Source organism: Streptococcus sp. 27098_8_74 (assembly GCF_041431705.1).
GTDB classification, from domain to species: Bacteria; Bacillota; Bacilli; order Lactobacillales; family Streptococcaceae; genus Streptococcus; species Streptococcus salivarius_E.
Map to the genome: position 1 here is coordinate 1 of NZ_JAPVYF010000017.1, position 19,767 is coordinate 19,767.

Sequence of the window (19,767 nt, forward strand, 5' to 3'; positions counted from 1 at the left end):
TGAAGAGAGTAGTTGGGAATCCGACTGCTCTTTTTTGGTAAAAAAAAACTCACTCCATTAAGGAGTGAGAATAGCTATAAATTAGTAAGTCAAGACAAAGTTTTTCTTCTTACCACGACGGATAACAGTAATTTCATTATCAATTTTATCTGCATCTGATAGAGTGTAATCCAAGTCTTGCACACGTTCACCATTGATGTAGATAGCACCGTTTTGTACATCTTCACGTGCTTGGCGTTTAGAAGGTGAAATCTTAGCGTTGACGAGAAGTTCAACGATGTTCAGATTTTCATCTGCTGAGATCTCATAAGTTGGGACACCGTTAAGGGCAACTTTAAGGTCGCGTGCTGAGAGAGCTTTAAGATTACCAGCGAAGAGTTGTTCAGTGATGTGAACAGCTTGTTCGTAGGCCTCTTTACCGTGAACCAAGGTAACAACTTCGCGAGCCAAAATCTTTTGTGCCAAACGTTGGTGACGAGCTTGGTCAAATTCTTTACCGATTTCTTCGATTTCTTCAAGTGACAAGAAAGTGAAAATCTTCAAGAAGCGAACAGCATCGTCATCCATAACGTTGAGCCAGAATTGGTACATTTCGTAAGGTGTTGTTTTAGTAGCATCAAGCCAGACAGCGTTACCTTCAGATTTACCGAATTTTTTACCAGTTGAATCTGTGATAAGTGGAACTGTGATAACGTGTCCAGATTTGTCCGCTTTACGACGCAAGAGCTCAGTACCTGCTGTCATGTTACCCCATTGGTCAGAACCACCAATTTGGAGGGTTACGCCGTACTTATCGTTGAGTTCGTAGAAATCGTAACCTTGCATGATTTGGTAGGCAAACTCAGTGTAAGAGATACCTGTTTCGATACGTTTCTTAACAGATTCTTTACTCATCATGTAGTTAACTGTGAAATATTTACCCACGTCACGCAAGAAATCGATGAAGCTGACTGAACCAAACCAATCATAGTTGTTGACCATAACGGCTTTATTGTCACCATTTTCAAAATCAAGGAAACGAGAAAGCTGACCTTGGATTTTTTCAACCCAACCTTCAACGGTTTCTTTGGTTTGGAGGCTACGTTCGGCATCTTTAAATGATGGGTCACCAATCAAACCTGTTGCACCACCAACGAGGGCGTAAGGTTTGTGTCCAGCCAATTGAAGTCGGCGACTTGTAAGGATAGCGACAAGGTGTCCAAGGTGGAGACTGTCTGCTGTTGGGTCATAACCAGTGTAGTATGAGACGGGTCCCTCTTCAAAGGCTTTTACAAGGGCTTCTTCATCTGTGGTTTGAAAAATCAAGCCACGTGCTTTTAGTTCTTCAAAAATTGTCATGATATTCTCCAGTAAAGTATATTCTGCACCATTATACCAAAAGAAAGTAGGCCTATGCAAGCTTTGTCAAAGTTTGTTATAATAGGCTTTGAGGTATTTCTATGAATTTTGAAAAAATAATAAATTATTTTAGACGACTAGGGCAGGCTATTCGCACAAGGTTTGCTGGTTTTAGGTCTAAAAGAGGGGATAAATCTTTTAATGAAAGGAAAGCTACGACTGATTCTAAGTGGAATCGTAAGCAAGGGAGAAAGTCGACTGAGGACCGGATGACACTCTTAGACATGGGCGATGTTTTCTTAAAAACCTTAAAGCTTTTGTCTGATTTCTTTTATGTGGTTATTATCGTCCTTACCTTGTTCGGTGCAGGAATTGGTTTGGGTTATTTGGGGAGTCAAATTGAGTCTGTTCCGTCGATTAAGGACAAAACCTTGTTGAATCAGATTAGTGAGGTTAGTTTGGTATCTTCGATGAGCTATTCCGATTCTAAGAAGATTACGGATATTGATACTGACTTGCTGAGAACACCTATTGAGAGTGATGCGATTTCTAACAATGTCAAAAATGCCATCATTGCGACTGAGGATGAAAATTTTAAGAAGCATAAGGGTGTTGTGCCAAAGGCAGTATTTAGGGCTTTGGTGTCATCAGTTTTGGGAGTTGGCTCTTCAAGTGGTGGTTCGACGCTAACGCAGCAGTTAATTAAGCAACAGGTAACAGGAGATGCACCAACCTTTAAACGTAAGGCGGCAGAGATTATCTATGCCTTACAATTGGAGCGTCGTGTTTCTAAAAATGAAATTTTAACCGATTATCTGAATGTTTCTCCTTTTGGACGTAATAACAAGGGGAAAAATATTGCTGGTATTGAGGAGGCTGCTCAAGGTATCTTTGGCGTATCTACAGCGGATTTGACAGTTCCTCAGGCTGCCTATCTGGCAGGTTTACCACAGAGCCCAATTGTCTACTCACCTTATACAGCTGACGGTCAATTAAAAAACGCAGAGGATCTTTCTTATGGCTTGGCACGTCAACAAGATGTACTCTACAATCTTTATCGTGGCGGCTATCTAGATAAGTCGCAGTACGAAAGCTATAAGAGTTATGACATCACTAAAGATTTCAAGGCTGGTGAGAAGTCTGATGCCGTAAGTCATGACTATTTGTACTATTCTGTCATGTCTGAGGCTCAGGATGTCATGTATGATTACCTCGTTAAACGTGACAAGGTATCGAGTCAAGATTTGAAAAATGATAAGACAAAGGAAAGCTATCGTGAGAGAGCCCTTCAAGAGCTCCAAACCGGTGGCTACAGCGTTAAGACAACTATTGATAATGCAGTTTATAATGCGATGCAAGATGCTGCGAGTCAATATGGTGGCCTCCTCGACCAAGGTGGCAATAGTGGAGTTGAAGTCGGAAATGTGCTCATGGATAATGCGACTGGAGCAATTCTAGGATTTGTTGGTGGTCGTAGTTACGAAAATAATCAAAATAACCATGCCTTTGATACGGCACGCTCCCCAGGCTCATCTATTAAGCCTATTATCGCTTATGGAATTGCTATTGATCAAGGTTTGATGGGTAGCTCAAGTATCCTTTCTAACTACCCAACTAATTTTACGGGTGGAACGCCTATTCTCCATGATGGTGATAAAGGTACAGCTATGATGAACCTACAAGAGGCACTCAATACCTCATGGAACATTCCAGCCTTTTGGACTTACCAAATGCTTCAACGTCATGATGTTGATGTTGAGGGTTACATGACCAAGATGGGTTATAAGATTGCTAATTACAATATCGAGAGTTTGCCTCTTGGTGGAGGAATTGAAACCACGGTTGCCCAACAGGTAAATGCCTATCAAATGCTTTCAAATGGTGGCGTCTATGAGAAGGGCTATATGATTGATAGTATTACCGACCGGACTGGCGAAGTTATCTATCAGCATAAATCTGAAGGGGTTCAAGTCTTTTCAAGAGCTACGGCTAGCATCATGGATAACTTGCTCAAAGAAGTGGTAGTTAAGGGAGCAACAACTCAATTTCATTCTGAATTGAAAAATGTCAATGGTGCAGCAGCCTCAGCGGACTGGATGGGAAAAACAGGAACGACAGATAACTTTGCGGATGCTTGGTTGATTGTGTCAACGCCTGGTATTACTCTTGGTGGTTGGGCTGGTTATGACAATAATACACCAACCAATTCTAAAACGGGTTACACCTATAATGCGCAATATATGGCTCGTTTGACTTCCGCTATCTATAATGCTAATCCAGGTATTTTTAAAACTGGAGACAAGTTTAATATCGATTCAAGTGCCATTAAGGCAAGTGTACTCAAATCAACAGGTCTTAAACCAGCAACAGTGTCTGTCAATGGTCGTAATGTTTCTGTAAGTGGTGAAATGGTTGATACTTACTGGGCTAAAAATGGACCTGGAGATACGACTTACAAGTTTGCTATTGGTGGAACCGACAGTGACTATCAAAAAGCCTGGTCTAGCATTCTTGGAGGGCATTAGGAATTGCCAAGAAAACTTGCAAAAAAGTAAAAAATTAGGTATAATATAGACAACTATTTGTCGTCTTACTTGGTTGAAATATTGTCCAATCAAGAGATACAGCAGTTAAATCAACGTTTTTTCGGTCAGATTTAGCTGCTATTTTTGTGCTTATTTTTAGGATTTTCAAGTGTTGTAATGCATATTTAAAGGTTCTAAAAATTCACAGATTAAGTTTTTCGCTTATCATTAATCAGCTAAGTGGACCTTGGTGTTTGATCACTTGTCAATAGGACAAGCAACTGAAAAAGGCAGAAGACAAATATTTAAAGTGCACGACTTGCAAAGCAAGTCTCGAATGTAGAAAAGGAGTAGAAGACTTGGCAGGACATGACGTTCAATACGGGAAACATCGTACCCGTCGTAGTTTTTCAAGAATCAAAGAAGTTCTTGATTTACCAAACTTGATTGAAATCCAAACGGATTCATTCAAAGAATTCTTGGATACTGGTCTTAAAGAGGTTTTTGAGGATGTACTTCCTATCTCAAACTTCACAGACACTATGGAATTGGAATTCGTTGGTTACGAATTGAAAGAGCCTAAGTATACACTTGAAGAAGCTCGTATCCACGATGCATCATACTCAGCACCTATCTTTGTGACTTTCCGCCTTATTAACAAAGAAACTGGTGAAATCAAAACTCAGGAAGTCTTCTTCGGAGATTTCCCTATTATGACTGAGATGGGTACTTTCATCATCAATGGTGGTGAACGTATTATCGTTTCTCAGTTGGTGCGCTCACCTGGTGTTTACTTTAACGATAAGGTTGATAAAAACGGTAAAGTGGGTTATGGATCAACAGTTATCCCTAACCGTGGGGCATGGCTTGAGCTTGAAACAGATTCAAAAGACATCGCCTACACTCGTATCGACCGTACACGTAAGATTCCATTCACAACGCTTGTGCGTGCGCTTGGATTCTCAGGTGATGACGAAATTGTTGATATCTTTGGTGATAGCGAGTTGGTTCGTAACACCATTGAAAAAGATATCCACAAAAACCCAGCAGATTCACGTACTGATGAAGCGCTTAAAGAAATTTATGAACGTCTTCGTCCAGGTGAACCAAAAACTGCCGACAGCTCACGTAGCTTGCTTGTAGCTCGTTTCTTTGATCCACGTCGTTATGACTTGGCTGCTGTTGGTCGTTACAAAGTCAACAAAAAACTTAACATCAAGACACGTCTTTTGGGACAAACAATTGCTGAAAACTTGGTAGATCCTGAAACAGGTGAAATCCTTGTTGAAGCTGGTACTGAAATGACACGTGATGTGATTGATTCAATCGCAGAATACTTGGATGGTGATTTGAACAAATTTGTATACACACCAAATGATTATGCGGTGGTTACAGAACCTGTTGTTCTTCAAAAATTCAAGGTTGTTGCACCAAATGATCCAGATCGTGTAGTTACAATTGTTGGTAATGCCAACCCAGATGATAAAGTTCGTGCTTTGACAACAGCGGATATCTTAGCTGAAATGAGCTACTTCCTCAACCTTGCTGAAGGTATCGGTAAAGTAGACGATATCGACCACCTTGGTAACCGTCGTATCCGTGCCGTTGGTGAATTGCTTGCCAACCAATTCCGTATTGGTTTGGCTCGTATGGAACGTAACGTACGTGAGCGTATGTCAGTTCAAGATAACGAAGTCTTGACACCACAACAAATCATCAATATTCGCCCTGTAACCGCAGCTGTTAAAGAATTCTTCGGTTCTTCACAGTTGTCACAGTTCATGGACCAACACAACCCATTGTCAGAGTTGTCACACAAACGTCGTTTGTCAGCCTTGGGACCTGGTGGTTTGACACGTGACCGTGCCGGATATGAAGTTCGTGACGTGCACTACACGCACTACGGTCGTATGTGTCCAATTGAAACACCTGAAGGACCTAACATCGGTTTGATCAATAACTTGTCTTCATACGGACACCTTAACAAGTATGGTTTCATTCAAACACCATATCGTAAGGTTGACCGTGCAACTGGTAAAGTAACCAACGAAGTAGTTTGGTTGACTGCCGATGAAGAAGATGAGTACACAGTTGCTCAGGCTAACTCTAAATTGAACGAAGATGGCACATTTGCAGAAGAAATCGTTATGGGTCGTCATCAAGGTAATAACCAAGAGTACCCATCACACCTTGTAGATTTCGTGGATGTTTCTCCTAAACAGGTAGTTGCCGTTGCGACAGCATGTATTCCTTTCTTGGAAAACGATGACTCTAACCGTGCCCTCATGGGTGCCAACATGCAACGTCAGGCTGTGCCTTTGATTGATCCTAAAGCACCTTATGTTGGTACTGGTATGGAATATCAAGCTGCCCATGATTCAGGAGCTGCAGTTATTGCTCAACACGACGGTAAAGTTGTTTACTCTGATGCTGATAAAGTTGAAGTTCGTCGTGAAGATGGTTCTCTTGATGTTTATACTATTCAAAAATTCCGTCGTTCAAACTCAGGTACTGCCTACAACCAACGTACTTTGGTTAAGGTTGGCGATATTGTTGAAAAAGGTGACTTTATCGCTGACGGTCCATCTATGGAAGGTGGAGAAATGGCCCTCGGTCAAAACCCTATTGTCGCATACATGACATGGGAAGGTTACAACTTCGAGGATGCCGTTATCATGAGTGAGCGTCTTGTGAAAGATGACGTTTATACATCTGTTCACTTGGAAGAATTCGAATCAGAAACACGTGATACAAAGCTTGGGCCTGAAGAAATTACACGTGAATTGCCAAACGTTGGTGAAGAAGCCCTCAAAGACCTTGACGAAATGGGTATTATCCGTATCGGTGCTGAGGTTAAAGAAGGTGACATTCTTGTTGGTAAGGTAACACCTAAGGGTGAAAAAGACCTTTCTGCTGAAGAACGCCTTCTCCATGCTATCTTTGGTGATAAATCTCGTGAAGTACGTGATACATCACTCCGTGTACCTCACGGTGGTGATGGTGTCGTTCGTGATGTTAAAATCTTCACACGTGCAAACGGTGATGAATTGCAATCAGGTGTTAACATGCTTGTTCGTGTTTACATCGCACAAAAACGTAAGATCAAGGTCGGAGATAAGATGGCCGGTCGTCACGGTAACAAAGGGGTTGTTTCTCGTATTGTTCCTGTTGAAGACATGCCTTACCTTCCAGACGGTACACCAGTTGATATCATGTTGAACCCTCTTGGGGTGCCATCACGTATGAACATCGGTCAGGTTATGGAACTTCACCTTGGTATGGCTGCTCGTAACTTGGGTATCCACATCGCAACACCAGTCTTTGACGGGGCAAGCTCAGAAGACCTCTGGGATACTGTTCGTGAAGCAGGTATGGATAGTGATGCTAAGACAATCCTTTACGATGGACGCACAGGTGAACCATTTGATAACCGTGTGTCAGTTGGTGTCATGTACATGATCAAACTTCACCACATGGTTGATGATAAACTTCACGCCCGTTCAGTTGGTCCTTACTCACTTGTTACCCAACAACCTCTTGGTGGTAAAGCACAATTTGGTGGACAACGTTTCGGTGAGATGGAGGTTTGGGCCCTTGAAGCTTATGGTGCATCAAATATCCTTCAAGAAATCTTGACTTACAAGTCAGATGACGTTAACGGACGTTTGAAAGCCTATGAAGCTATCACTAAAGGTAAACCAATTCCAAAACCAGGTGTACCAGAATCATTCCGAGTACTTGTTAAAGAATTGCAATCACTTGGTCTTGATATGCGTGTCCTTGATGAGGATGACTACGAAGTTGAATTGCGTGATCTTGATGAAGGTGAAGACGACGATGTCATGCACGTTGATGATCTTGAAAAAGCACGTGTACAACAAGCCAAAGAAGCTGCTGAATTAGAAAAAGCTAAAGAAGAAGCTTCAGATAAAACAGAATAAATAAGCTTTAGAGAGGGAGTTCACACTCTCTGCTAAGGTAGCTGATAAAGGTGAGAATAGCGCTGCTATTGTCAATAGAACAAAAGAAAGGTAATACTAGTGGTTGACGTAAATCGATTTAAAAGTATGCAAATCACACTAGCTTCACCAACTAAGGTCCGTTCATGGTCTTATGGTGAAGTTAAGAAACCTGAAACAATCAACTACCGTACGCTCAAACCAGAACGCGAAGGTCTCTTCGACGAAGTGATCTTTGGTCCTACTAAAGACTGGGAATGTGCGTGTGGAAAATACAAACGTATCCGTTATAAAGGTATCGTTTGTGACCGCTGTGGTGTTGAAGTAACACGTGCTAAGGTTCGTCGTGAACGTATGGGTCACATCGAGTTGAAAGCACCAGTATCACACATCTGGTACTTCAAGGGAATCCCTTCTCGTATGGGATTGACTTTGGATATGAGTCCTCGTGCGCTTGAAGAAGTTATCTACTTCGCAGCTTACGTGGTTATCGATCCAAAGGAAACACCACTTGAACCAAAATCTCTCTTGACAGAACGTGAATATCGTGAAAAATTGCAAGAGTATGGACATGGTTCATTTGTCGCTAAAATGGGTGCAGAAGCTATCCAAGATCTCTTGAAACAAGTGGATTTGGAAGCTGAAATTGCTGAACTCAAAGAAGAGTTGAAGACAGCAACTGGTCAAAAACGTGTTAAAGCTGTTCGTCGTTTGGACGTTCTTGATGCCTTCTATAAGTCTGGTAACAAACCAGAATGGATGGTTCTTAACATCTTGCCAGTATTGCCACCAGACCTTCGTCCAATGGTTCAATTGGATGGTGGACGTTTTGCGGCATCTGACTTGAACGATCTTTATCGTCGTGTTATCAACCGTAACAACCGTTTGGCTCGTTTGCTTGAATTGAATGCCCCAGGTATCATCGTGCAAAACGAAAAACGTATGTTGCAAGAAGCGGTAGATGCCCTTATCGATAATGGACGTCGTGGTCGTCCAATCACTGGACCAGGTAGTCGTCCACTTAAATCTTTGAGCCACATGCTTAAAGGTAAACAAGGTCGTTTCCGCCAAAACTTGCTTGGTAAACGTGTTGACTTCTCTGGACGTTCCGTTATCGCCGTTGGTCCAACACTTAAAATGTACCAATGTGGTGTGCCACGTTTGATGGCCATCGAACTTTTCAAACCATTTGTGATGCGTGAAATCGTTGCGCGTGAATACGCAGGTAACGTGAAAGCCGCTAAACGTATGGTTGAACGTGGTGACGAACGTATTTGGGATATTCTTGAAGATGTTATCAAGGAACACCCAGTACTTCTTAACCGCGCACCTACCCTCCACCGTTTGGGTATCCAGGCCTTCGAACCTGTCTTGATTGATGGTAAGGCCCTTCGTCTTCACCCATTGGTATGTGAGGCCTACAATGCCGACTTTGACGGTGACCAAATGGCCATCCACGTTCCATTGTCTGAAGAAGCTCAAGCTGAAGCACGTTTGCTCCTTCTTGCGGCTGAACACATCCTTAACCCTAAAGACGGTAAACCGGTCGTAACACCATCTCAGGATATGGTTCTTGGTAACTACTACTTGACTATGGAAGAAGAAGGCCGTGAGGGTGAAGGTATGGTCTTCAAGGATATTGATGAGGCAGTTATGGCTTATCGTAATGGTTATGTTCACTTGCATAGCCGTGTCGGTATCGCAGTAGACAGCATGCCTGATAAACCTTGGAAAGAAAACCAACTTCACAAGATTTTGGTTACAACTGTTGGTAAGATTCTCTTTAACTCAATCATTCCAGCAGAAATTCCATATCTTCAAGAAACAACAAATGAGAACTTGACAGATAGTACACCAGATAAGTACTTCCTTGAACCAGGTCAAGATATCCAAACAGTTATTGATAGTTTGGAAATTAATGCGCCATTCAAGAAGAAAAATCTTGGTAACATCATCGCTGAAACCTTCAAACGTCTTCGTACGACTGAAACATCAGCCTTCCTTGACCGTTTGAAAGACCTTGGTTACTACCACTCAACACTTGCTGGTTTGACAGTGGGTATCGCCGATATCCCAGTTATCGATAACAAACAAGAAATTATCGATGCTGCTCACCATCGTGTTGAAGAAATTAACAAGGCCTTCCGTCGTGGTTTGATGACAGATGATGACCGTTATGTTGCTGTTACAACAACATGGCGTGAAGCGAAAGAAGCACTTGAAAAACGTCTGATTGAGACACAAGATCCTAAGAACCCAATCGTTATGATGATGGACTCAGGAGCTCGTGGTAACATCTCTAACTTCTCTCAACTTGCCGGTATGCGTGGTTTGATGGCCGCGCCTAACGGACGTATCATGGAATTGCCTATCCTTTCAAACTTCCGTGAAGGTTTGAGCGTTTTGGAAATGTTCTTCTCTACTCACGGTGCGCGTAAAGGTATGACCGATACGGCCCTTAAGACAGCCGACTCAGGTTACCTTACTCGTCGTTTGGTTGACGTTGCCCAAGATGTTATCATCCGTGAAGATGACTGTGGAACAGACCGTGGTCTTCTCATCCGTGCGATTACTGACGGTAAAGAAGTTACGGAAACACTTGAAGAACGTCTTCAAGGTCGTTACACTAAGAAATCAGTTAAGAATCCTACAACAGGTGAAGTAATCGTAGGTCCAGATACTTTGATTACTGAAGACATGGCTGCTGCTATTGTCAATGCTGGTGTTGAAGAAGTAACTATCCGTTCAGTCTTTACATGTAACACACGTCACGGTGTCTGCCGTCACTGTTACGGTATCAACTTGGCAACAGGTGATGCGGTTGAAGTTGGTGAAGCAGTTGGTACTATCGCCGCTCAATCTATCGGGGAACCTGGTACACAGCTTACTATGCGTACCTTCCACACCGGTGGGGTAGCCTCAAACACCGATATCACACAGGGTCTTCCACGTATCCAGGAAATCTTTGAAGCACGTAACCCTAAAGGGGAAGCGGTTATCACTGAAGTTAAAGGTACTGTTATTGAAATCGAAGAAGATGCCGCAACACGTACTAAGAAAGTCTTCGTTCAAGGTAAGACTGGAATGGGTGAATACGTTGTTCCATTTACAGCTCGTATGAAAGTTGAAGTGGGTGACGAAGTACACCGTGGTGCAGCCTTGACAGAAGGGTCAATCCAACCTAAACGTCTCCTTGAAGTGCGTGATACCTTGTCAGTTGAAACTTATCTTCTTGCAGAAGTACAAAAAGTTTACCGTAGCCAAGGGGTAGAAATCGGTGACAAACACGTCGAAGTAATGGTTCGTCAAATGCTTCGTAAAGTACGTGTTATGGATCCAGGTGATACAGATCTCCTTCCAGGTACACTTATGGACATTTCTGACTTCACAGATGCTAACAAGGATATTGTTATCTCTGGTGGTGTTCCTGCAACATCTCGTCCAGTTCTTCTTGGTATTACGAAAGCCTCACTTGAAACAAATTCATTCTTGTCAGCGGCTTCCTTCCAAGAAACAACACGTGTGCTTACAGATGCAGCTATCCGTGGTAAGAAAGACCATCTCCTTGGTCTTAAAGAAAATGTTATCATTGGTAAGACTATTCCTGCTGGTACAGGTATGGCTCGTTACCGTAACATTGAACCACTTTCAGTTAACGAAGTTGAAGTTATTGAAAATATTGCTGTTGATGAAGCAATTGTGGAATCATCTGAAGACTAAAACGAAATCAAAAGAACTCACAATTCATTGTGAGTTCTTTTCGTATTTATATGACTAGAATTTCTTCAATTTTTGATAAATATAAAATATAAGACCATTTTTTTTATCTTTTCCAGAAAATTTTGTATAATAGGAACACCAAAGATGAAGTGAGAAAGAAAAATGTACCAAGTAGTTGAAATGAAAGGGGATTTGGAACCGTGGTGGTTCTTAGAAGGCTGGCAAGAAGATATCATCAGTACTAAGGAATTTGAAAATTTTTATGATGCCCTCAAGTACTATAAAAAACTTTGGTTTGCCATGGAAGAAACCTTGCCAAGTTATATCAGCCGTAGTAGTGTCATGACTGCTTTTTGGGACCAAGAGGATAAACACTGGTGTGAGGAGTGTGACGAATACCTGCAGGTCTATCAATCGATTGCTCTTTTGGATGATTGGCAGGAAATTCCTGAGGAAAAATACCGTCCGGGATATGAAAAGCGAAATGATCTTCCAAATCATGCCCACTGTAAAATTAAACGTTAAACAATGCAGAAGCTCGAATTTTTTTCGGGCTTCTTTTCATTTTCTTAAACTTTTTACGAATAGGTTTATGAGGAGGTCCTTATGGTAACAGAATTTGCTAAGGAAATGATCAAAAATGCTGATAGTTGTGGGGCTCAAGACATCTATGTCATTCCACGTCAGGATAATTACGAGCTCTATATGCGAGTTGGCCAGGAGAGGAGATTAATTGATGTATATCGGCCTGATTTCATGGCTAGTCTTATTGGTCACTTTAAATTTGTGGCGGGAATGATGGTGGGTGAGAAGCGTAGGAGTCAACTAGGTTCCTGTGACTATGATTGTGGTGATGGTCAAAGGGTTTCTCTGCGTTTATCAACCGTTGGGGATTATCGCGGCTTAGAAAGTTTAGTTATTCGTGTTCTACATTCCGAACGTCGAGAATTGGTGTATTGGAATCAAGGAATCCAGCCGATTATGGATGCTTTGGATTATCGTGGCTTGTATCTCTTTGCAGGTCCCGTAGGTTCTGGAAAGACTACGCTTATGCATGAATTGGTTCAGGAGCGTTTTAAGGGACAGCAGGTGATTTCGATTGAAGATCCTGTGGAAATTAAACAGGATAATGTCTTGCAACTCCAGGTAAATCAGGCAATTGACATGACCTATGATAATTTGATTAAGCTATCACTACGTCACCGCCCGGATGTTTTGATTATTGGAGAAATTCGAGATAAGGAGACTGCTCGAGCGGTTATTAGAGCTAGTCTGACAGGAGTGACTGTTCTTTCAACTATTCACGCAAAGAGTGTGGCAGGTGTTTATGAGCGTCTTCTGGACCTTGGTGTAGATAAGTCTGAGTTGGATAATGCTCTTCAAGGGATTGCCTATATGCGTTTGATTAAGGGAGGAGGTGTGATTGATTTTGCCAGTGAAAATTTCCAAAGCCATTCGTCAACCAGCTGGAACCAACAGTTGGAAGGCTTGGTTCAACAAGGATATCTCACTGAAGGGGATATCCAAGGGGAAAAAATTAAAGATTAATCAGCAAGTCAAGGTTATCCAGCTTTTCAAACAACTTCTAAAGGCAGGGTTTACTTTAACTGAAATCGTAGCCTTTTTGGAGCGAAGTCACTTGTTGAAAGAATCGTCATTATCTCTTATGAAAGCAAGCTTAATGCGAGGCGACAGGCTAGACCAGATGTTTGCGTCAGTGGGTTTTTCGGACAATATTGTTACTCAGATTGCCCTTGCTGATAAGCACGGTAATCTTCTAGGTAGTTTAACCAAGATTGAAACCTACATGCTTCGCATGACCAAGGTTCGCAAGAAACTCATGGAGGTAGCGACCTACCCTATCCTACTCCTGGGTTTCCTGATTCTGATTATGTTAGGACTTAAAAATTATCTTTTACCTCAACTGTTAGAGGGTGATGGTAAGGATAATTGGGCTGTACAGTTGGTTCAAATCTTTCCCCAGCTCTTTTTTGTGACTTTGTGCGGACTGCTTGTATTAAGCTTAATTCTCTATCTATGGGTGAAACGCCAGCCAGCCCTTGTCTTTTATCGACGAATGGCAAAAATCCCTTTTATAGGCCAAACTGTCAGGCTATATACGACCGCCTATTATGCTAGAGAATGGGGAAATCTCTTAGGGCAAGGTATTGACTTGCTAGACTTGGTTGCTCTAATGAAAGAGCAAAAGTCCAAGCTCTTTCGTGAGCTGGGGACTGATTTAGAAGAAGCCTTGATGCTAGGACAGAGTTTTCCTGACCGTATTGCTAGTCACCCTTTCTTCACTAAGGAACTATCCTTAATTATTGCTTATGGAGAGGCTAATGCTAGGTTGGGCTATGAGTTAGAAGTCTATGCTGAAGAGGTTTGGCAGGCTTTCTTTAACCGTCTTAATAAGGCAACAACCTTTGTGCAACCCCTCATTTTTGTTATTGTTGCTGTCGTGATTGTAATGATCTATGCAGCTATGCTATTACCAATGTATCAAAATATGGAAGGAATGATGTCATGAAAATGATGTTGAAAAAATTGAATGCCGTTAAATTACGTGCTTTTACGCTGATTGAAATGCTGGTCGTGCTTCTCATTATCAGTATTCTCCTTTTGCTCTTTGTACCTAACTTGAGCAAGCAGAAGGATTCTGTTAAAGAGACTGGAAATGCGGCTGTGGTCAAGGTCGTGGATTCTCAAGCAGAACTTTATGAAATGAAGAATAACAAGACAGCTAGCTTAGCCGCTCTTGTTTCAGAAGGTCAAATCACGCAAAAACAGGCAGATTCATACAATGATTACTATGCGAAACATGGTGGCGAAAGCCGCTCAGTGGCCAATTAGAGCCTTTACCTTGTTGGAGAGTCTGGTGACTTTAGCAGTGGTTGCCTTTCTCACTCTGAGTTTATCAGGCTCAGTCACAGGTATTTTTCAGCAGGTTGAGACTAATCTTTTTTATCTGCGCTTTGAGTACCTATACCGAGATAGTCAGCGCTTGGCAGCGGCGGAAGGGTCCAATGTTGAATTGCAGTTGGCCAAGGATAAAATCAGTAACGGAAAATCAAGTCTGGTGATTCCTAAAAATATACATCTGGATAAGGGGCAGACGCTAGTGTTTGATGCCAAAGGAGGCAACTCTAGCCTCACAAAGATTCGTTTTTCAAGTGATAAGGAGGTGGTGACCTATCAGCTTAATATGGGCAGCGGTAAATATAAAAAGACGGTCTCTTAGAGGCTATATTCTTATCGAAAGCCTGGTAGCAATGGCTGTTTTAGTACTTGTCAGTGGTCTTATTTTGGAACAAATCAATACCAATCGTAGGCTAATGGCTAGGAATCTCCACCAACAGGAGGTCTTGAGTGTGGCAACCATGGCAGTTCAGACCAAACAGGATCAGTTGACCTTAAATGGCATCACAGTGACAGTTAAACGTAGCAAGCAAGGTATCGCGGTTTATGAATCAGGAAAGGAGATTATTCATGTCTCTCAATAGCAAGGTTCGTGCTTTTACCCTCTTGGAATGTCTAGTAGCTCTATTGGTGATTGCTGGTTCAATTCAAGTTTATCAAGGTCTGACCACAGTATTGGTGAGCAATGTTAAGCAGGTCAAGCAACAAGAAAACCAAGACTGGCTCCTATTTGTTCAACAAATGGAGGCAGAATTAGAAGGTTGTCAGTTGGTAAAGGTAGAGGGGAACAAACTCTATGTCAAGCAGGATAATCAAGACTTAGCTTTTGGACTATCAAGTGCTACTGATTTTCGAAAAACAAATGCTGATGGTCGAGGTTACCAACCTATGCTTTTTAATGTAAAATCTAGTACGATAAGCCAAAAGAGCCAGATAGTCACCATCCAAGTGACTCTTAAAAATGGGCTACAAAGGAGTTTTGTTTATGCTTTTGAAAAAACAAGTTAGGGGAGGTGTTCTCCTATATGCTCTGTTTATGGCTGGCATTTTCACACTCCTTCTTCATGTTTATCTGGAGCGGGTGGTTGCTAGCTCTAGACAGAACCAAGCGCAAATGATCTCCAGTCAGAGTCGTCTCATGGCAGAGATGACCATGGACTTGGCGGACAAGGAAGCAGGTGCTTTTAGTTTCTCTCAGGGAACTACGACTTATGAGGTTAAGGACAAACAAGTGATTGTTAGAGTTGCCAGTAAAGGTCAAATCAAGACCTATCGTTATGTGAAGAAGCAGGAGCAGAAATAGAAATTCTCTTTCCTTTTTGATATGATAGAAGGACGGAGGAAATCATGAATTTTGAAGCAATTGAGACAGCCTTTGAGCTGTTGTTAGAAAATGTCCAAACCATTGAAAATGATCTTGGAACCCATGCTTACGATGCGCTTATTGAGCAAAATTCCTATTATTTGGGGGCTGAGGTAGCTAATGAAGTCATCATCAAAAACAACGAGAAATTACGTGCCCTTGATCTAAGTAAAGAGGAGTGGCGTCGTGCTTTTCAGTTCTTGTTTATTAAACTAGGGCAATTGGAAGCCTTACAAGCCAATCACCAATTTACACCGGATGCTATTGGATTTATCATTCTTTACCTACTTGAAGGTTTGACCAAGGACGACCAATTAGATATTTTGGAGATTGGTTCGGGGACAGGAAACTTGGCTGAAACTCTTCTAAATAATAGTCAGAAAACCCTTAATTATATGGGAATGGAAGTTGACGATCTCCTTATCGATTTGTCAGCTAGCATTGCTGATGTGGTGAATTCAAGTGCAGTTTACATCCAAGAAGATGCTGTTCGACCACACATTCTCAAAGAGAGTGATGTTATTATCAGTGATCTACCTGTTGGTTATTACCCAAATGATGAGATTGCGAGTCGTTTCAAGGTTGCAGCAACCGGTGAACACACCTATGCCCATCACCTTCTCATGGAGCAATCACTCAAGTACCTGAAGAAAGATGGTATTGCTATTCTTTTGGCACCAACTAATCTTTTGACAAGCCCACAAAGTGATTTGCTTAAGAAATGGCTATCAGGATATGCTGATATTATTGCCGTTATCACTCTTCCAGAAGCAGCTTTTGGCAATAAACATAACATGAAGTCTATCTTTGTGCTTAAAAAACAAACTGAAAATGCTCCTGAGACCTTTGTTTATCCACTTAGTGATTTGCAAAACCCAGAGGTCCTCAAAGATTTTACAGAGAATTTCCAAAAATGGAAATCAGATAATTCCATTTTCTAGCAAAACATGTTAGAATAGGACTATATTATTGAAAGCGTTTTACAAAGAGGTGGCTTATGACAAAAACAATAGCAATTAATGCAGGAAGCTCAAGCTTGAAATGGCAACTATATGAGATGCCAGATGAAGTTGTTCTTGCTAAGGGTTTGATTGAACGTATCGGCTTGAAAGATTCTGTTTCAACAGTAAAATTTGATGACCGTTCAGAATCGCAAACTCTAGATATTGCTGACCATGTTCAGGCAGTAAAAATCTTGCTTGATGATTTGATTCGTTTTGATATTATCAAGAGCTATGATGAAATTACAGGTGTTGGTCACCGTGTGGTTGCTGGTGGAGAATATTTCAAAGAATCAAGCTTGGTGGATGAAGATGCCTTGGCTAAGATTGAAGAATTGTCAGCCTTAGCGCCTTTACACAATCCAGGTGCAGCTTCAGGGATTCGTGCCTTTAAGGAGCTCCTCCCAGATATTACAAGTGTTGCTGTTTTTGATACAGCCTTCCATACATCTATGCCGGAAGTGGCCTACCGTTATCCAGTGCCTAATCGTTACTATACAGACTACCAAGTCCGTAAGTATGGAGCACACGGAACTAGCCACCAATATGTTTCTCAAGAAGCAGCTAAGTTGTTAGGTAAGCCAATTGAAGAAACTAAGATTATCACAGCCCATGTGGGAAATGGTGTTTCTATTACTGCCGTTGATGGTGGTAAATCAGTAGACACGTCAATGGGGTTGACACCACTTGGTGGCGTTATGATGGGAACACGTACTGGGGACCTTGACCCTGCGATTATTCCATTTGTTATTGATCGTGAGCCTGAAATGGCAGATGCTGAGCGTATCCGTCACGTCTTTAATAAGGAATCAGGTCTTCTTGGCATTTCTGAAAAATCAAGTGATATGCGTGATATCATTGCTGGTAAGAATGCTGGTGATGAAAAATGTGCCTTGGCCTATGATCTTTATGTGGATCGTTTGCGTAAATACATCGCTCAATACTTCGGTGTGTTGAACGGAGCGGATGCTATCGTCTTTACAGCAGGTATTGGTGAAAACTCTGCGGAAGTTCGTGCTTCAGTTTTGGATGGTCTCACTTGGTTTGGTATTGAAGTGGATCCTGAAAAGAATGTCTTTGGACATGTAGGCGATATTACAACAGCAGAGTCAGCTGTTAAAGTATTTGTTATCCCAACAGATGAAGAGTTGGTGATTGCGCGTGATGTTGAGCGCCTTAAAACTAAATAAGTTATCAAAAATTTGATAAGACCAGAAAAGTTGGCCGAGTGATTGGCTAGCTTTTTTGAATGCTCTGAAAGCATCATTTGTCGATGTCTATATATGTGTAATTCAATAAGTAAAGAAAACTTTACAAAAAATGTAAAAAAGACTTTACAAAATATGTAAAGTAGACTATACTATAAATGTAAAGTTAACTTAACAAATAAAAGTAAGGAGTTTAACTATTTGAGAATAAACGATAAGGTTGAGGTACTACATGGAAACAAAAATTCAGGAACTTCGCAAGGCTAATAAGATTAGTCAGGCAGAGTTAGCAGATGAAATGGGGGTCACGAGACAGACCATCATTTCACTCGAAAAAGGTCGCTATAATGCGTCGTTGGAACTGGCTTTTAAAATTGCTAGATATTTTGGAAAGACTATTGAAGAAGTCTTTATTTTTGAGGAAGATTAAGGAGAAAAGATATGTTTAAACAAGTCATGAAGAAAATTGGTGTTATTGTTTTAGCGCTCACTCTACTAATCTTAGATTTAACACTATTAGGTGCTTTCCCGCTACTTACTCAGGATGGTAAGTTTTCACTTGTGGAGCAAATAGGTTACGGTATTTGGGCATTAGGGAGTTTGGCTATTTTTATCGTGATTGCTTATAGATTTAAACTCTTATCGCTTAAAGAGATTAATTGGAGACGTCTCGTTGCGATTGCTTCTCTCAATCTCGTCATCTTTTTCCTAGGTGATCTTCTAGGGTATTTTATTGGTCAGTTAACACACAATGCGACTATGGAAAATCAAGATGCTTTAAATGATATCTTTGCCCACGTACCATTCTATCTTCACCTAGTAGTCGCCGGTTTTATTATTCCGATTATGGAAGAAATCATTTTTAGGGGACTCTTAGCCAAGGTGCTCTTTGGAAAATACTTTAAGACGGGTCTTGTTATTTCCAGTCTTCTCTTTATGGCTGGTCACTCAGCATTTACGCTTCAGACAATTGTCATCTATGGTATTATGTCAGCTGGTCTTGCGATAACATATTATAAGACTAAGCGTATCGAGTACAGTATGGGTGTTCATATCTTAAACAATAGCATAAGTGTACTACTCAGTCTTTTCGTTTAAGGTGAATAAGTGTTTAAAGTTGTCAGTGAAAAAAGTTATATTGCTCTTATAAAGGATAATAGAGGGAGTGTTAAGATATGTTAATAAAAATGTTATTAGGAAAGAGAAAAACAGAGGCCGAGTTTAAGAAATACATTACACGAGTAGCCTGTTCTCTTTTGTCTTTGGGTGTTTTGGGTTTGTTTGTTGTTCGCTCTAACAGTCTTAGTGATTATGCTCTAGGATTAGTATTGGGATTTACCATTGGGGTTTATGTCTTGTCAATCTATTATTTTGCTACACTTACCCATCCCAAACGTCTTCATCGGATGTATATTGCTGCCTACGATGAGCGAAATAAACAGATTTTAATGGCGACAGCAGTTGCAACTCTGATTTTAGAGTTTTTGCTTATCTTTGCTTTGATTGCCCTATATGCCTTTGTCAATATTCAGTTGCCATATGTTACAGTCTTATCAGTCTTGCTCTATGGTTTAGTATTGGGATTTGCTCTTATTCGTCTCATCCTATCTAAAATAGGATAAGAGTCTATATTATCTTGAAAAACTCCTCTTTCGTTTTCTTTTTGTCTTGTCAAATAAGTTATGTTGTATTATAATAAAAGTACAAACAGATGATGAAAAGAGGTGGATTCTC

17 protein-coding genes are annotated in these 19,767 nt (G+C 41.2%); 16 read left to right on the forward strand and 1 reads right to left on the reverse strand.

Features of this window, described 5'->3' with window-relative positions; translation table 11 throughout:
• Positions 1–81: 81 nt before the first annotated feature.
• On the reverse strand, positions 82–1,338 hold the full coding sequence (gene tyrS / locus O3670_RS07635; RefSeq protein ID WP_021144690.1) for a tyrosine--tRNA ligase: 1,257 nt from the start codon (positions 1,336–1,338) through the stop codon (positions 82–84).
• A 101-nt stretch (positions 1,339–1,439) separates the two neighbouring features.
• Between tyrS and pbp1b the strand changes: the two genes are divergently transcribed.
• The 16 genes from pbp1b to O3670_RS07715 all read left to right on the forward strand — a co-directional run bounded on the left by pbp1b (position 1,440) and on the right by O3670_RS07715 (position 19,655).
• The gene (pbp1b, locus tag O3670_RS07640) at positions 1,440–3,863 is read left to right on the forward strand and encodes a penicillin-binding protein PBP1B (protein WP_048790862.1); all 2,424 of its coding nucleotides are present in this window, start codon (positions 1,440–1,442) and stop codon (positions 3,861–3,863) included.
• Between the two features lie 359 nt (positions 3,864–4,222).
• Positions 4,223–7,804 carry a DNA-directed RNA polymerase subunit beta gene (gene rpoB / locus O3670_RS07645; protein WP_002885744.1) on the forward strand — a complete coding sequence of 1,194 codons (3,582 nt, stop codon included), beginning with the start codon at positions 4,223–4,225 and terminating at the stop codon, positions 7,802–7,804.
• 99 nt (positions 7,805–7,903) lie between these two features.
• Positions 7,904–11,542, forward strand: coding sequence for a DNA-directed RNA polymerase subunit beta' (rpoC, locus tag O3670_RS07650; RefSeq protein WP_002887020.1), 3,639 nt, complete (start codon positions 7,904–7,906; stop codon positions 11,540–11,542).
• A 162-nt stretch (positions 11,543–11,704) separates the two neighbouring features.
• Positions 11,705–12,067: a DUF1033 family protein gene (locus O3670_RS07655; RefSeq protein ID WP_002887019.1), complete on the forward strand. Its 363-nt coding sequence runs from the start codon at positions 11,705–11,707 to the stop codon at positions 12,065–12,067.
• 81 nt (positions 12,068–12,148) lie between these two features.
• Complete coding sequence (comGA, locus tag O3670_RS07660) at positions 12,149–13,090, forward strand: competence type IV pilus ATPase ComGA (RefSeq protein ID WP_002885658.1); 942 nt, start codon at positions 12,149–12,151, stop codon at positions 13,088–13,090.
• On the forward strand, positions 12,972–14,072 hold the full coding sequence (gene comGB, locus O3670_RS07665) for a competence type IV pilus assembly protein ComGB (protein WP_175057819.1): 1,101 nt from the start codon (positions 12,972–12,974) through the stop codon (positions 14,070–14,072). Before comGA ends, comGB begins: the two co-directional genes overlap by 119 nt.
• 8 nt (positions 14,073–14,080) lie before the next feature.
• Positions 14,081–14,395, forward strand: coding sequence for a competence type IV pilus major pilin ComGC (gene comGC, locus O3670_RS07670; RefSeq protein WP_037611125.1), 315 nt, complete (start codon positions 14,081–14,083; stop codon positions 14,393–14,395).
• Positions 14,355–14,783 (forward strand): competence type IV pilus minor pilin ComGD, encoded by a 429-nt coding sequence (gene comGD / locus O3670_RS07675; protein WP_253183813.1) that lies wholly within the window; start codon positions 14,355–14,357, stop codon positions 14,781–14,783. The genes comGC and comGD overlap by 41 nt, the downstream gene beginning before the upstream one ends.
• Positions 14,784–14,814: 31 nt before the next feature.
• The gene (gene comGE, locus O3670_RS07680) at positions 14,815–15,045 is read left to right on the forward strand and encodes a competence type IV pilus minor pilin ComGE (protein ID WP_021144685.1); all 231 of its coding nucleotides are present in this window, start codon (positions 14,815–14,817) and stop codon (positions 15,043–15,045) included.
• Complete coding sequence (gene comGF / locus O3670_RS07685; protein WP_021144684.1) at positions 15,032–15,469, forward strand: competence type IV pilus minor pilin ComGF; 438 nt, start codon at positions 15,032–15,034, stop codon at positions 15,467–15,469. Before comGE ends, comGF begins: the two co-directional genes overlap by 14 nt.
• Positions 15,447–15,764, forward strand: coding sequence for a competence type IV pilus minor pilin ComGG (gene comGG / locus O3670_RS07690; RefSeq protein ID WP_021144683.1), 318 nt, complete (start codon positions 15,447–15,449; stop codon positions 15,762–15,764). The genes comGF and comGG overlap by 23 nt, the downstream gene beginning before the upstream one ends.
• A 44-nt stretch (positions 15,765–15,808) precedes the next feature.
• Positions 15,809–16,765: a class I SAM-dependent methyltransferase gene (locus tag O3670_RS07695; protein ID WP_002885753.1), complete on the forward strand. Its 957-nt coding sequence runs from the start codon at positions 15,809–15,811 to the stop codon at positions 16,763–16,765.
• A gap of 56 nt (positions 16,766–16,821) precedes the next feature.
• Positions 16,822–18,015, forward strand: coding sequence for an acetate kinase (locus O3670_RS07700; protein WP_002885831.1), 1,194 nt, complete (start codon positions 16,822–16,824; stop codon positions 18,013–18,015).
• Between the two features lie 250 nt (positions 18,016–18,265).
• Entirely contained in the window at positions 18,266–18,463 is a 198-nt protein-coding gene (gene relB / locus O3670_RS07705; RefSeq protein WP_002885716.1) for a type II toxin-antitoxin system RelB family anti-toxin, read from the forward strand.
• A gap of 11 nt (positions 18,464–18,474) precedes the next feature.
• Complete coding sequence (locus O3670_RS07710; protein ID WP_014632546.1) at positions 18,475–19,131, forward strand: CPBP family intramembrane glutamic endopeptidase; 657 nt, start codon at positions 18,475–18,477, stop codon at positions 19,129–19,131.
• A 77-nt stretch (positions 19,132–19,208) separates the two neighbouring features.
• Positions 19,209–19,655 carry a CAAX protease gene (locus tag O3670_RS07715; RefSeq protein WP_175057818.1) on the forward strand — a complete coding sequence of 149 codons (447 nt, stop codon included), beginning with the start codon at positions 19,209–19,211 and terminating at the stop codon, positions 19,653–19,655.
• Positions 19,656–19,767 lie beyond the last annotated feature (112 nt).